Source organism: Prevotella sp. RM4 (assembly GCF_000701965.1).
GTDB lineage: Bacteria > Bacteroidota > Bacteroidia > Bacteroidales > Bacteroidaceae > Prevotella > Prevotella ruminicola.
This window is the reverse complement of record NZ_KL370843.1, coordinates 113,625-128,714: the sequence shown is the minus strand read 5'-3', so window position 1 is coordinate 128,714 and position 15,090 is coordinate 113,625. Positions and strand designations below refer to the sequence as shown.

The 15,090-nt window shown below is 49.1% G+C and carries 9 protein-coding genes and 3 tRNA genes; 7 read left to right on the top strand and 5 right to left on the bottom strand.

Annotated elements, in window-relative coordinates; all coding sequences use genetic code 11:
• Nucleotides 1-70: 70 nt before the first annotated feature.
• Together T499_RS0113755 and T499_RS0113750 are read right to left on the bottom strand one after the other, a co-directional pair.
• Nucleotides 71-1,117 (bottom strand): hypothetical protein, encoded by a 1,047-nt coding sequence (locus T499_RS0113755; RefSeq protein WP_033151432.1) that lies wholly within the window; start codon nt 1,115-1,117, stop codon nt 71-73.
• Nucleotides 1,118-1,432: 315 nt separating this feature from the next.
• Nucleotides 1,433-1,504, bottom strand: a tRNA-Arg gene (locus tag T499_RS0113750).
• A 141-nt stretch (nt 1,505-1,645) separates the two neighbouring features.
• Here T499_RS0113750 and T499_RS0113745 point away from each other — a divergent pair.
• Entirely contained in the window at nt 1,646-2,209 is a 564-nt protein-coding gene (locus T499_RS0113745) for a hypothetical protein (protein ID WP_033151431.1), read from the top strand.
• A gap of 15 nt (nt 2,210-2,224) precedes the next feature.
• Here the strand turns inward: T499_RS0113745 and T499_RS0113740 are convergent, their stop codons facing one another.
• Both T499_RS0113740 and T499_RS0113735 read right to left on the bottom strand, forming a co-directional pair.
• On the bottom strand, nt 2,225-4,270 hold the full coding sequence (locus tag T499_RS0113740) for a sensor histidine kinase (RefSeq protein ID WP_033151430.1): 2,046 nt from the start codon (nt 4,268-4,270) through the stop codon (nt 2,225-2,227).
• Nucleotides 4,271-4,386: 116 nt separating this feature from the next.
• Nucleotides 4,387-4,471: transfer RNA gene (locus T499_RS0113735), tRNA-Ser, on the bottom strand.
• Nucleotides 4,472-4,602: 131 nt separating this feature from the next.
• On the opposite strand from T499_RS0113735, the gene T499_RS0113730 reads away from it, so the two are divergent.
• A complete protein-coding gene (locus tag T499_RS0113730; protein WP_033151429.1) occupies nt 4,603-7,176 on the top strand; it encodes an endonuclease MutS2 in 2,574 nt (857 codons plus the stop codon).
• Between the two features lie 263 nt (nt 7,177-7,439).
• Entirely contained in the window at nt 7,440-7,850 is a 411-nt protein-coding gene (locus T499_RS0113725; protein ID WP_013065106.1) for a lytic transglycosylase domain-containing protein, read from the top strand.
• 138 nt (nt 7,851-7,988) lie between these two features.
• Here T499_RS0113725 and T499_RS0113720 read toward each other — a convergent pair.
• Nucleotides 7,989-8,061: transfer RNA gene (locus T499_RS0113720), tRNA-Met, on the bottom strand.
• A gap of 214 nt (nt 8,062-8,275) precedes the next feature.
• Between T499_RS0113720 and T499_RS0113715 the strand changes: the two genes are divergently transcribed.
• The 4 genes from T499_RS0113715 to T499_RS0113700 are packed head-to-tail and all read left to right on the top strand — an operon-like array spanning nt 8,276 to nt 15,061.
• Nucleotides 8,276-8,869: a TetR/AcrR family transcriptional regulator gene (locus tag T499_RS0113715; RefSeq protein WP_013065131.1), complete on the top strand. Its 594-nt coding sequence runs from the start codon at nt 8,276-8,278 to the stop codon at nt 8,867-8,869.
• 32 nt (nt 8,870-8,901) lie between these two features.
• Nucleotides 8,902-9,639 (top strand): 3-oxoacyl-[acyl-carrier-protein] reductase, encoded by a 738-nt coding sequence (gene fabG / locus T499_RS0113710; RefSeq protein WP_033151428.1) that lies wholly within the window; start codon nt 8,902-8,904, stop codon nt 9,637-9,639.
• 27 nt (nt 9,640-9,666) lie between these two features.
• Nucleotides 9,667-10,338, top strand: coding sequence for an RluA family pseudouridine synthase (locus tag T499_RS0113705; protein WP_013064336.1), 672 nt, complete (start codon nt 9,667-9,669; stop codon nt 10,336-10,338).
• 4 nt (nt 10,339-10,342) lie between these two features.
• Nucleotides 10,343-15,061 (top strand): translocation/assembly module TamB domain-containing protein, encoded by a 4,719-nt coding sequence (locus T499_RS0113700; protein WP_033151427.1) that lies wholly within the window; start codon nt 10,343-10,345, stop codon nt 15,059-15,061.
• The last annotated feature ends 29 nt before the right edge of the window (nt 15,062-15,090 follow it).

Below are 15,090 nucleotides of genomic sequence, written 5' to 3'. Positions count from 1 at the left end.
GTATTACTTAATAAACTTTACCTTTTCGGCATTGCGAGGGTGGGGGTGATAGTTTTAAAAATATAGCGAATTATTTAATTGTAAGCACTACCTGACCCTGGGTGTTGGTTTTGACGATGGCTGTCATACGGCCCTGGCGCCATGTTTTCTGATCGGTGCTGGTGAAGCCGTAGGTGGTGAGATCCTTGCAAAGGGCTTGGGCATCGTCGGTAGCGGTGAGGGTGATGGCGGTGATGGCCTGCTTGCGACGGGTGAGCGAGGCTGTGGCCTGATAGCCATCCATCTTAAATGTGGCGGGCAGCACTTTGGCTGTGGCCTTGCCTGCTGTGTAATCGTAGCTGGCCAGTACCGATTGCGCGCCTTTCAGGGTGCGGTTCTGATACAGCAGCACGCCCAAACCAACCAAGTCGGTATGGTTGCAGGCAGAGGCCAGTCCGCTGGCGATGGTGCGTGGAGCTGTCTCGTACTCCTTGTCGTCCATCTCGTTATAAGCCATCTGGTAGGCCTTGGCATCGTCGAGTGCAAAACCAAAGGTATAGCTGCTGGTGAGCGAACCACGCTCGTAATGCAGGTTAACGGTGCCTAACTGGGTCTGGATGGTGTAGGCCTCGCCCTGATTATCTACAAAGCCACGACCGTAAACCTTAACCAGTTCGGCCTTTACTTTGGCAAATCGGGCCTTTACCTCTTTTAACGAGGGGTAGATGGTATCTTCGGTTACATCTACGGCATATACGCGGTCGGTCTCGTCGCTTACGGCCAGTGTAACGGTACACTTGGCACCATACACCTGGCCGTCGTAGATGTACGACTTGGCGGTGTGCTTGCCTTCGAGTACACGCTCAGTGAATCCTTTCTCAATTAGCTGCTTCTCGAACAGGCTGGCCTTGATGCCCAAGGGGATGCCCATAAAAGCATTGCGATTATTGGTGTTATCGGCCAGTGTGGCTATATCGGCCATTGCAATCTGTGCTGCATCATCGATACCATCGGCACTCTTCTTGGCCTTTTTCTCGGTCTTGGCCTTCTTCTTAAAAATCTTCTTGAAAAACTGTGCATCGGCGGGCTGGCAAACCAACACTGCTGCCAGCAACGCAAAAATAATCTTCTTCATCATATTACATAACATATTAAAATCAGGGGCAAAGGTAAATAAAAAACTACGATAAAACGTGCCTTTGCAGCGAATATTAGGAAAGTTTAGAACTTATGCACCTTTATTTTTATGTGGTTTTTGTTGATTAAAAATGCCCGTTGGCTGAAATTATTTGCGCAGAATAATGAGTTGTTTTACTTTTGCAGCGTAATTAAACAAATAAACATAAAATACAAATGAAACAGATTTTTGGGGTAATCGTGCATCTGATTGGGTATGTGTTACTGCTTGGAATGTTTGCGATAGCATTGATTAGCGTTGTGTTTGAAAAACCAGTACACCCGCACGGAATCGAACCGTGACCAACGGAACCGGAATCCGTTATTCTATCCTTTAAACTACGGGTGCATGTGTTGCCAAATGCGGTGCAAAGGTACTAAAAAAAAATAATTTAAGCATATATTTGCCAAAAATGTTGGTGGATTAAGTTTAATTTAGTACTTTTGTGCCGCAATTCAATAAAACCAATTAACAAGTCATAAAGGTAAAATGAAAAAGGTTATAACAACAATCGTAGTTCTGGCTGTTATTGCAGCGGGAGTTTTCTCGCTCTCGTCATCGTCGGATGATACGGGACAGGAGATTTCTCTTACCAATCTGCTCGACTTGCTGTACAACTACGAGGGCACAGGCAGGAGGCCTAATACACCTCTGCAGTTTATCTGTAGAGACGATGTACAGGAAGGCGACAAACACTATGCCGAAGTGGTTTATGGTCACGGCGTGAAGAAGGGCGACAAGAAAGATGTGGGCTACGAGATTACTACCTCATCGCCTCATGCTTATTTCTTCTGCATGAGTTTCGATTCGTCTGTAACAGCAGGTCTTTATTACGTAGACAAGGGCGATGCCGAACGTTTCCTGGCACGTATTGCTCAGGAGAAAACGGTGCAGTTTAACGGTAAGACCTTTAACGTGATTACCAAGCCCGACGATAAGCGCCTGTATATTACCAACCCTTGGGGCGACGGCAATTATGAAACACAGTTTGCCGTGTACCCAATAACAAAGGAAGGCGATTTTTATCGCATTGAGATAGAGGTATACGATTAAAACAATATTTGATTATTAAATCGGTAGCTGCATGATAAAGCGTGCGCCGGCAGTATAGGTGGTATCAAGTTTGATATCACCTTTTAAATTGCGTGCCAGTGAGCGTGCTATCGAAAGACCGATACCTGTACCATCGGTGTACTCGTCGAGCTGCACAAACTCGGTAAAGATATTCTCGGCCTGATCGGCTGGCACACCAATACCTGTATCTTCTACGCTGAAAATCACGTTCTGTCCGTCGATGTTTACATTGAGTACCACACTGGCCTTGCCTTCGGGCGCCTTGCCCTTAAAGGCGATGGGTTGGGTAAACTTCTGGGCGTTGTCGAGCAGCAATGCCAAGGCCTTGACAGCCGATTTGAGATGGGTGGTGAGGATAACCTGACTGGTGCGTGCACCCAGCTTAAGATTAAAGTCGAGGTGGGTGGCCTGTGTAATGCCTGCCAGCTGGGCGGCCTGATAGGCGATGTCGGCAGGGCATATCTTATCGTTACACTCGGCACAGGTATGGGCGTTAACCATACTCAAGTCAAGCATCTTATCAACCAAACGGGTGATGCGCTCGCTGTTTTCTACAATCTTCTTGCTGATTGACTGCAGTTCCTCGGCGCTGATCTCGATATCAGGGGCTGCCAGTACCTGCGTAAAGCCCGAAAGTACATTAAGCGGTGTGCGCACCTCGTGTGATATCTGATGGATAAACTTACTCTTCATACGCTCTGATTCCTCGGCACGCTCGTTGGCCTCGATAAGCTGTTTGTTGGTGTCGCTCAGCTTCTTGAAGGCTTTGCGGCGCTGTACCAGATGCAGGTGCAGCAGGATGATGAATACCAGACTTACGCCAATTACCCAAAGCATGCGTTGCTGACTCAACTGGGCACGTTGCTCGGCTATCTCGCGCTCTTTGCCCTCGGTATCGTAAACGGTAGAAAGCAGATCGGCATCGATAATCTTCTGGCGGACCAGGGCCGAATCATACAGATTGGCAATCCTGGTAGCCACCTGGAGTGCTGAATCGCGATGCCCCGCCATCAGGTTGACGTGGAATTTAGGTATCATAAAGCGACCGATATTCTCAAGGTCGGCCTCTTCGTAGGCACCCTCGGTCATAAACTTATCAAGCTGGGTCATGTTTTTGGCAGCCTCTTCGTATCGGTGGGTGGCCATCAGGTATCGGCAGCTGTTAATCAGGCTGCCTGGCTGTTTCGAAGTGGCTGTAGATGAGTATTCGGCAAATGCCTTCTCGGCATAGTCGATACGTCCCAAAGCATGTGCCTGCATGGCGCGGGTGTAGCTGATTTCGGCCTTCATCTCATCCAGATAAACAGGGTCGGCCTTGGGAAGTTTCAAGGCTTGTTCGTACAGTGAGTCCTGGGCCAGGATCCATGGAGTTACCTCGCTATAGTAACCACGACGCATGTAAACGGTGGCGATGGCATTCATGGTTTTCTGGCACTCGCGCAGATCGAGGTCGCCGTTGTTGGTCTTCAGACGTTCCTTGATGGCTTTCAACGACTTTTTGAAGTTTTGCATGGCATCGGCATTCTGTCCCAGACAGAGCTGGCATTCGCCAATCATCTGGGCAATGTCCTGATGGTCGGTAAACGCATTGTAGCCAGCAGCCCTTAGTTTGCGGTCGGCATTACGAGCCTGTCGCAGGGCGCGATCGTAGCGGCGCATATCGCACAACATACGTACATAGTCCTTACTTGAGTAGATGAACGATTCGAGATCGGCCTCGGTTACCAGTTCGTTCACGCTTACATCGGCCAACTGGTTGTAAAGACTCAACGAGGCACGGTATTTGCCCATCAGGTTATAGGCTACAGTTTTATAAAAAATAGCTTTTACTCTCGATATGTCGCCTGCCTGCTGGAAACTGTCGCAGGTAGCCAGGAATTTGGGCCAGTCGCGTTCGTCGCTAATAGCCGAAACGATCGAGTCGGCTATCCCATAACCATCGGCAGCCTCGAAATTATTATTTTGTTTCTTTTGCTCGCAACTACCAAGAGTTACCAGCGCTAAAGTAGTGAATATCAGTTTGATACAAAGTTTTGTCATCGTCAAGTTGAATTTTATGGCGCAAAGGTACAAAAAAGGAACGAAACCCGCAAGCGAAAATCGAGTTTTCTGCTCGGACACAAAAAAAGAGCTCAGCGTTTAAGCTAAGCTCTTAGCGGAGAGAGAGGGATTCGAACCCCCGGTGCCTCTCAGCACGGTAGTTTTCAAGACTACTGTAATCGACCACTCTACCATCTCTCCAGTGCTCTTCTGTCTCGAAAGCGGGTGCAAAGGTAAGGAGATTTTTTTGAATAAACAAATTTTTCGCCAACTTTTTATAAAATATTTGTGATTTTGCGCATTTTTGCTCCATTTTTACTACCTTTGCACCCGTGATTTATCCAAATAACTTTGAGCGTAAGCTCGGATTCGATGAGATTCGTAGGTTGCTGAAGGCACGTTGCCAGAGCACCTTGGGGCAGGAGAAAGTCGACGAAATGGCTTTCTCGGTTGATGCCGATGTAGTAAATGAATGGTTAACGCAGGTGCGCGAGTTCCGTAGGTTGACTGCCGAACACGATGATTTTCCCATGCAATACTTCTTTGATGTGCGCGAGAGCATTGCGCGCATACGATTGGAGAATACCCATCTTGAAGAGGATGAGGTGTGGGATTTGCGTCGCTCGTTGGAAACAATTGCCAACATTGTGCGCTTTTTGCAGCGCGATGGCGACGAGAAACCTAACGGCGAGGTGGTGTATCCGTATCCGGCCCTGTACCGTTTAACTGATGGCGTGGCTACCTTCCCCGCTATGATTCGGCGTATCGACTCTATTCTGGATAAATTTGGTAAGGTAAAGGATTCGGCCTCGATGACGCTGGCTGGTATCCGTCACGACTTAGAGAAAACGCAGGGTAGTATCTCGCGTACATTATATACTATATTGCATGCGGCCCAGCGCGATGGGTTGGTAGATAAGGATGCTGCCCCCGCTATGCGTGACGGACGACTGGTGATACCAGTGGCTCCACAGGTAAAGCGCCGTATTAACGGTATTGTGCACGATGAGAGTGCTACTGGTAAGACGGTGTTTATTGAGCCAACCGAAGTGGTTGAGGCAAACAATAAGGTGCGACAGCTGGAGGCTGAGGAGCGTCGTGAGGTGATTCGTATTCTGACGGTATTTACTGATGAGGTACGCCCGCACGTGCGCGAGATAATCGACTCGTATCAGCTGTTGGCTATGATCGACCTGATTCAGGCCAAGGCCAAGTGGGCTGAGCTGACTCAGGCTTTTGAACCAACCGTAAAGGCCGAACCTGTTATCGACTGGATTCGTGCCATCCATCCCTTGCTGCAGCTCTCGCTGGAGAAGAAGGGTGGACATGTGGTGCCTCTGGATATTATGCTGAACCGTGCAAAGCGGCTGCTGCTTATCAGTGGTCCTAATGCTGGTGGTAAATCGGTATGCCTGAAAACGGTTGGCTTGCTGCAGTATATGTTGCAGTGCGGCTTGCCTGTTCCTATCGGTGATCGCTCTACCGCAGGTATCTTCGAGAGTATCATGATTGATATCGGCGATGAGCAGAGCATCGAGAACGATCTGAGTACCTACTCGAGTCATCTGATGAACATGAAGCAGATGATGAAACAGGCTGGCGAGCGCTCGCTGTTGCTGATAGATGAGTTTGGTAGCGGTACCGAGCCCGCCATTGGTGGTGCTATTGCCGAGGCTATGCTGAAGCAGTTCTGGAAGAAGCGTACCTTTGGCGTGATTACCACTCACTATCAGAACCTGAAGCATTTTGCCGACGATCACGAGGGTGTGGTGAATGGTGCCATGCTGTACGACCGACATGAGATGCAGGCCTTGTTCCAGCTGTCGATTGGTCAGCCTGGTTCGAGCTTTGCCATCGAGATTGCCCGTAAGACGGGTATCCCCGAAGAGGTGATTAAGGATGCCAGTGATATCGTGGGTCAGGATTATATCCAGAGTGATAAATACCTGCAGGATATTGTGCGCGATAAGCGTTACTGGGAGGGTAAGCGACAGACTATCCACCAGCACGAGAAGAAACTGCAGGCCAGTGGTGAGCGCTTGGAGGCTGCTGTAGAAGAGATTGAAGCAGAGCGCAAGGCTATTCTGCGCAAGGCCCGAGAGCAGGCCGAGGAGCTGTTGCGCGAGAGTAATAAGAAGATAGAAAACGCCATCCGTGAGATACGTGAGGCCCAGGCCGAGAAGGAGCGTACCCGCAAGATTCGCGAGGAACTGGATACCTTTAAGGAGGAGCTGGCTCAGGTTGATACCCGTGCTACTGATGAAGCCATTGCCAAGAAGATGCGCCAGATTCAGGAGCGTAAGGAGCGCAGAGAGAAGCGTAAGGCCGAGAAGCTTTCGAAGAAAGAGGAAGGTGGAAAGCGAGAGGATGCCGCAGCTGTAGCAAGTGCTCAGTCTTCAAAGGCTGACATACCACTCCAGAAAGGCGATACCGTGCGTATCAAGGGTCTTACCAGCGTGGGTGTTATCGATAGTATCGATGGCGGAAAGGCTGTGGTAGTATTTGGTGGCATGAAAACCAAGATGCGCCTGGAGCGCCTGGAGCATGCCGAGAAACCCAAGGAGCAGCAGACCAAGGCCGAGGAACGTAACAGCAATATTGCTGGCTCGTATGGTGTGGTATCGAAGGATACCCGCAATGTGATTGATAATCGAAAACTGAACTTTAAACAAGATATAGATGTGCGCGGTATGCGTGGCGACGAGGCTATTAATGCCATTACCTATTTTATAGACGATGCTATACTGGTAGGAGTGAGTCGTGTACGCATTCTGCATGGTACCGGAACAGGTATTCTGCGCCAGCTAATCCGACAGTATCTGGGCACTATTCCTAACGTTTCGCACTACCGCGACGAGCATGTGCAGTTTGGTGGTGCAGGCATCACTGTTGTGGATTTAGAATAAAAAAACAATACTTGATTTAAATCGTGAAACTTCCCAATAATGCTTAAAAAAGCTAAAAATATTTGGGCGGTAAGGTCATTCGTCGTATCTTTGCACCGGTTAAGCGTAACTAAGCGCTGATATGAACGCATTTCCGACGTGAAGTCGGTACTCTCAATTTTAATGAATTTATCTAAAGGATAACGCGGTTTGTTCGCGAGAACCCTCCGCCTAAAGTATAGAGATTTATGATTGGTTTTATTAAGAAGGCAGTTTTGAGCTTAATGGCTCTGTTCTTGGTAACTCTGTCGGTTTCGGCCGAAGGTTTCGGTACACGGAGCAACAAAACGTTAGGCTTTGACTGGAATCCAGTGATGGATGCAATTATTAAAGTGGAAAGCGAAGGAAATCCTAAGGCCGTGAGTGGAAACTCGGTAGGCGCGATGCAGATTACTCCAGTACTCGTTAAGGAATGTAATAACATCCTGAGTAAACGTAAGAGTAAGAAGCGATACACTTTAGCTGACCGTTATAGTGTAGAAAAATCGAAAGAGATGTTCCTTCTGATTCAAAGCTATTTTAACCCGGAGAACAGCGTCGAGAAGGCTATACGTTCTTGGAATGGTGGTATGAATTATGGTATAAAAACTACTAACAGTTACTACCGAAAGGTTATAGCAAGAATGAAAAAGTAAATCTGATAATCCGATTGTCGAGGGCCTGAGCCCTGACGATCGGATCATTTTTTTTGTATGCAGTTTAATCTGGCAGTAAGTCGGGGGGAGGGATATAAACAAAAAATGCAAGCCTTTCAGCTTGCATCTCCTCTTTAGTTGCGGAGGCAGGATTCGAACGTGCGACCTCCAGGTTATGAGCCTGGCGAGCTACCAACTGCTCCACTCCGCGATGTTAAATTTTCGCTGCATTTCAGGGTGTTTCCTGATTTGCGGGTGCAAAGGTACGACTATTTTTTGAATTGGCCAAATTTTTCGGCCATTTTTTTATAAATTTGTTGTTTTTGTAATATTTTTCCTCGTTTTTCTTGTCAGTTTCAAATAAAAGGCTTACTTTTGCACATCGTAGAATAGTGTGCAATTTTAAAATTTAGGAGGAAACAGACATGTCTATATCCAAGACAAGACAGAAACTGGTAGATGTAGCACGCCAGCTGTTCGCCAAGAACGGACTGGAAAATACGACGATGAACGATATCGCCCTGCAATCGGGTAAGGGTCGCCGTACGCTATATACCTATTTTAAGTCGAAAGAGGAAATCTACTATGCTGTTATCGAGAGCGAGTTGGAGCGATTGAGCGACAAGCTCGATGAGGTGGCTGCCCGAAAAATCCGTCCACAGGACAAGATTATCGAGCTGATCTATACCCATCTCAGTATGATTCGCGAAACGGTGGTTCGTAACGGTAACCTGCGTGCAGAGTTCTTCCGTAACATCTGGATGGTAGAGAAAGTGCGCCGCCATTTCGACGATGCCGAGATTGAGCTGTTCCGTAAGGTTTATGCCGAGGGTAAGGACGATGGCGAGTTTGATATCGACAACGTGGACCTGGTGGCTGATATTACACACTATTGTATCAAGGGACTCGAAGTACCTTATATATATGGACGTATTGCCCATGGTATGAAGGAGGAGGACACCAAACCCCAGGTGGCCAAGGTGGTTTATGGTGCGCTGGGAAAGATTCAGAAAAGATAAACATTACACATTATTAATAATAGAAAACAATTATGGGATTATTAGAAGGTAAGACAGCGCTGATTACAGGTGCTGCACGCGGTATCGGAAAGGCTATCGCACTGAAGTATGCCTCTGAAGGCTGTAACATCGCATTCACCGATCTGCAGGTGAACGAGGAGACCGAGAAGGAAATTGCTGCTCTGGGTGTAAAGGCTAAGAGCTATGCTTCGAACGCTGCCGACTTTGCTCAGACCGAGGAAGTTGTTAAGGCTGTAAAGGAAGAGTTCGGATCAATCGATATTCTGGTTAACAATGCTGGTATCACTAAGGACGGACTGATGCTGCGTATGACTGAGCAGCAGTGGGATGCTGTTATCGCAGTAAACCTGAAGTCGGCCTTCAACTTCATCCACGCTTGTGTACCCGTTATGATGCGTCAGCGTGGTGGTTCTATCATCAACATGGCATCAGTAGTAGGTGTTCATGGTAACGCTGGTCAGGCTAACTATGCTGCCTCTAAGGCTGGTTTGATTGCTCTGGCTAAGAGTATCGGTCAGGAGATGGGTCCTAAGGGCATCCGTGCTAACGCCATCGCTCCTGGTTTCATCGATACAGCTATGACTCAGGCTCTGCCCGACGATATCCGTAAGGAGTGGATCAACAAGATTCCTCTGCGTCGTGGTGGTCAGGTTGAGGATATCGCTAATGTTGCTACCTTCCTGGCTTCTGACCTCTCAAGCTATGTAAGCGGTCAGGTTATCCAGGTTGATGGTGGTATGAACATGTAGTTCATTGAACATTGATTATTGAACATTATGGAGGTCGTTTACGAAGACAACCATATCATCATAGTCAACAAACAGAGTGGGGAGATCGTACAGGGCGATAAGACTGGCGATCGCCCCCTTTCTGAATTGGTGAAAGACTATATCAAAGAAAAGTACGCCAAGCCAGGTGCCGTTTTCCTGGGTGTGGTGCACCGCCTGGATCGTCCTGTTTCAGGGCTGGTGGTGTTTGCCCGAACCTCGAAAGCGCTTACCCGACTGAACAAGATGTTTGCCGAGGGACAGGTGCATAAAACCTACTGGGCGATAGTAAAAAATCGTCCTAAGGCCCTCGAGGGAACGCTCGAGAACTGGCTGGTGCGTAACGAGAAACAGAACAAGAGCTATGCCTACGATAAGGAGCGCCCCAATGCCAAGAAAGCCCTGTTGAAATATCGTGTGATAGGACAGACAGATAACTATACGGTGCTTGAGGTGAACCTGATGACGGGTCGTCATCACCAGATACGCTGTCAGTTGGCTGCCATGGGCTGTCCCATTAAGGGCGACTTGAAATATGGTGCGCCTCGCAGCAATCCCGATGGCAGTATCTCGCTCATGTCGCGTAGGGTGGAGTTCGTGCATCCTGTTTCGAAAGAAACCATTATCGTAGAGGCACCGTTGCCCAACGATCCGTTGTGGCAGGCTGCATCAACCAGATAAACAAATGAAGAAAGTCCTGAAGTGGTTGGGGATAGCGGTTTTGGTACCCATACTGCTTATTGTGATTCTAACCGCGCTACTTTATTTGCCGCCTGTGCAAAATTGGGCGGTAAAGAAGGTGGCCGCCATCGCCTCGGAGAAAACGGGCATGGACATCACAGTAGAACGGGTATGCCTGGAGTTCCCGCTCGACTTAGGCATCGAGGGCTTTCGTGCTTTGCATCAACGCTCGGCTTTGCCGCTTAGCTCGTCTAAGAATGATTCGATAGCTGATCAGACCGACACCATTGCCGATGTGCGTAAGATGGTGTGCGATGTGCGCTTGATACCCTTGTTTAGCAAGCGTGTGGTGATAGATGAGCTATCGTTGACTGATGCCAAACTGAATACCAATGGCTTTATTGGCGACCTGCGTATCAAAGGTAATCTGCAGGAGCTTTGGCTGTCGTCGAATGGTATCGACCTTGACCAGGAAACCGTAGAAGTGAATGGTGCCCGACTCTCAGAAGCCCAACTGGATATCGCCCTGAGCGATACAGCGGCTGTTGACACCACAGAATCGACAATGAAATGGATAGTAAATGCCGATTCGGTGAGTATCCTGAAGAGTAATTTCATGGTCCACCTGCCAGGCGACACGCTGAATGCCCAGGCCTATATGGGTAGGGCAGTGGCACGCGAGGTGCTGGCCGACCTTGGTAACAAAATTTATAAAGTGGGCAGTCTGGACTGGAACCAGGGATGCCTGAACTACGACAACCGCTATGAGCCAGAGGTGAGCGGACTGGATTATAACCATCTGGCACTCACGGATATCAATCTGCGTATCGATTCGATTGAATACGTAGAGCCTAACACCTCTCTTATTATTAGAGACCTGAGGGCGAAGGAGAAAAGTGGCTTACAGGTAAACCACCTGTCGGCCCGCGTAACGATGGACGACAAGCGACTGACCATCCCCCAACTGAGATTGCAAACGCCTGATACAGATATCGAGACCGAGCTGGCGATGGACTTTAACACCTTCGACACCCAGCAGCCTGGTGCGATGAAGCTGCGTTTGAATGCGCAGATAGGTAAGCAGGATGTGATGCGCTTTGCCGGCGATATGCCACAGGCCTTTGTGCGCAACTATCCTAACCATCCCATCAGCATCAAGGGTTCGGTAAACGGAAATATGCAGCATATGGCGTTTACGGGGCTCAACATCCATCTGCCAACTGCCTTCCGCATCACAGCTACCGGTACGGCTGATAACGTAACAGATATCACCAAGCTGAAGGCTGATTTCGCCCTGAATGCCAAGACCGAGAATCTGAACTTTGCCTTGGCTTTGGCCGATCCTGCCTTGATGCGTAATTATCGCTTGCCAGGTATGGCGATAGATGGTAAGCTGAAGGCCGATGGCACCCGCTATGCCAGCAATCTGACACTGCGCGAGGGTACAGGCATAGTAAAACTGAAGGGTAGTGCCAGCATTCCAACCAATGCTAAAGGTGATTTGCTGATGGCTGGCATAAGCTACGATGCCGATATGAGCATCAACCGTCTGAATCTGCACCATTTTATGCCACGCGACTCTATCTATACCATCACGGCCGATGTGAAGGCCAAGGGATATGGTACCGATTTTCTCTCGAACAAGAGCAAATTGACTGCCAGTGCCAAGATACACCAATTGCAGTATGGCAGTTGGGACTTGAAGCAGATGAATGCCGAAGCCACCTTGGCTAACGGACATGCGCTGGCATCTATCACGGGTCATAACCAGTTGCTGCAAGGCACCATAGGTGTTGACGCCCAGTTGAATACCAAGAAGCTGATGGCTACCATCAGTGCCGATCTGGATAAGGCCGACCTGTACCGCATGCGTTTGGTTGATATGCCATTGGCGATTGGCTTATGCGGTTCGGTAGATGTGGTTTCGGATATGAAACTCACTCATCGTGTAACAGGCTTGGTGGATGAAATCTACATCAAAGGTAAGAACGAAACCCTGCGACCCGATTTTATCGGACTGCATATCAATACTACGGTTGATACCGTGATTGCCCGTATTCAGAGTGGCGACTTTATCGTGAAGCTGGATGCCAAGGGCAACTACGAGCGCCTGCTGAAGAAACTCACCATCTTAGGCGACTCAACGATGGCGCAGATTGATAAGCGCATCATCGACCAGCCTGCCATCAAGCGTCTGTTGCCCGAGATGAAACTGCATGTCGAGAGTAAGCGCGACAACCCGTTGGCTGGCTTGCTGAAGGCACTGGATGTGCAGTTCAAGGAGCTGATGCTGGATGTGAACACCTCGCCTGTAACAGGTATTAATGGTCAGAGCTATCTCTACTCGTTGGTTTACGATAGTACCCGTATCGATACCATCCGTTTGAACCTCACACAGAAGGGCGACCGCTTAACCTACCAGGGTCAGGTGCGCAACAACAAGCGTAATCCGCAGTTTATCTTCAATGCCCTGATTGATGGTACCGTCCACCAGCATGGTGCATTGGTAGGCTTGCGCTTTTTCGACCAGCACGATAAAATGGGCTTGCGTTTAGGCGTGACAGCCGAGATGGAGAGCGATGGTATCCGCTTTAAACTGCTGCCCGAGCGCCCGACCATTGGTTATAAGGAGTTTAACCTGAACAAGGACAACTTCCTGTTTATGGGTCGCAACAAGCGGTTGCAGGCAAAGGTGGATCTGATTGCCGACGATAAGACGGGTATCAAACTCTATACCGAGAACCAGGATTCTACCATGCTGCAGGATATCACCCTGAGTGTGAACAGCTTTGATTTGGGCGAGCTCACCTCGGTAATCCCATACCTGCCCCGCATTACGGGTAAGCTGAATGGCGACTACCATATCCTGCAGGATAAGAACGAGAATATCTCGGTGGCCAGCGATATGGCTGTGCGCCAGATGACCTACGAGGGTTCGCCCATTGGTAACATCAGTACCGAGTTGGTTTACCTGATGAAGGAGGACGATACCCATGCCGTAGAGGCCCGCCTGATGCTCGACGACGAGGAGTTCGGTTTGCTGAGCGGTATCTACAAGAGTCAGGGCGAAGGCTTTATCGATGCCAACTTTACGATGACGCGCCTGCCTCTGTCGCTGGTAAATGGATTTGTGCCCGACCAGTTGGTTGGCTTAGAGGGCTATGGCGAGGGTAGTGTAACCATTCGTGGCACCACCAGTCATCCCGAGGTGAATGGTGAGATGTACGTAGATTCGGCCTATCTGGTCAGCATCCCCTATGGCATCCGCATGCGTTTTGATAACGACCCCGTGCGTATCGTGGGCTCTAAGCTGCTGCTGGAGAACTTCGGACTCTACTCGAGCAATAACGACCTGCTGAACCTGATGGGTAACATCGACTTCTCGGATACCGAGCATATCATGATGGATATGCGTATGCGTGCCAACAACTTCCTGCTTATCAACTCTAAGCGTCAGGCCAAGAGTGTGGCATGGGGTAAGGCCTACGTTAACTTTATGAGTCGTATGCAGGGTCCGCTCGAGGCGCTGAATATGCGTGGCCGTCTGGATGTGCTGGGTTCTACCGATATGACCTATATGCTGCTCGATTCGCCTCTCTCAACTGATAACCGTTTGGAAGAGCTGGTTAAGTTTACCGACTTCAGCGATTCTACCACCACGGTAGTTACGCGTCCTGCACCATCGGGCTTGAATGTAGATCTTACCATCAACGTATCGCAAGGTGCTCACGTGGTGTGCGACCTGAATGTAGATGAGAGCAACTACGTAGATTTGATGGGTGGTGGCGACCTGCGTATGAAGTACAACGCCGAGGGTATCCACCTCACGGGTCGTTATACCTTGTCGAGTGGCGAGATGAAATACTCGTTGCCTGTAATCCCGCTCAAGACGTTTACCGTTAAGGAGGGCAGCTATGTAGAGTTTACGGGCGATCCGATGAATCCAAAACTGAACATCACGGCTACCGAGCGTACCAAGGCTAATGTAACCAACGAGGGTGGTGGCACCCGTTCGGTACTGTTTGATTGTGGTGTGATTATCACCAAGACGCTGAACGATATGGGTCTGGAGTTTATCATCGATGCCCCAGAGGATCAGACGGTGAGTGGCGAGTTGACCACCATGTCGAAGGAGGAACGTGGAAAAATGGCTGTGGCGATGCTTACCACCGGTATGTATCTGGCCGATACCAACACCAGTGCCTTCTCGATGAACTCGGCCTTGAGCTCGTTCCTGCAGAGCGAGATTAACACGATAGCAGGTTCGGCCTTGAAGACACTCGACCTGAGCTTGGGTATCGATAACACTACCGATGCTTCAGGAGCGATGCATACCGACTACTCGTTTAAGTTTGCCAAGCGATTCTTCAACAATCGTCTGCGCATAGAGTTGGGTGGAAAAGTATCGTCGGGTGCTAATGATGCGATGGGTGGTCAGAACCAGTCGTTCTTCGATAATGTCACGATGGAGTATCGCCTGAATCAGGATGCCACCAAGAACCTGAAGCTGTTCTATAACCAGAACGTTTACGATTGGCTGGAGGGCTACACAGGCGAATATGGTATAGGTTTTGTTTGGCGCCGTAAGCTGAACTCGCTGAAGGAAGTGTTTAGCTTCTGGAAGAAGGAGCAGCCCATGCTGATGCCACGAACCACCACGCCTCGCGATACCATCCGTAGGGATAGTGTTCCATCCACAAACAGAGAACGCCATGCTAAATAATATCAAGTATATACCCCTAGTGCTTTGTC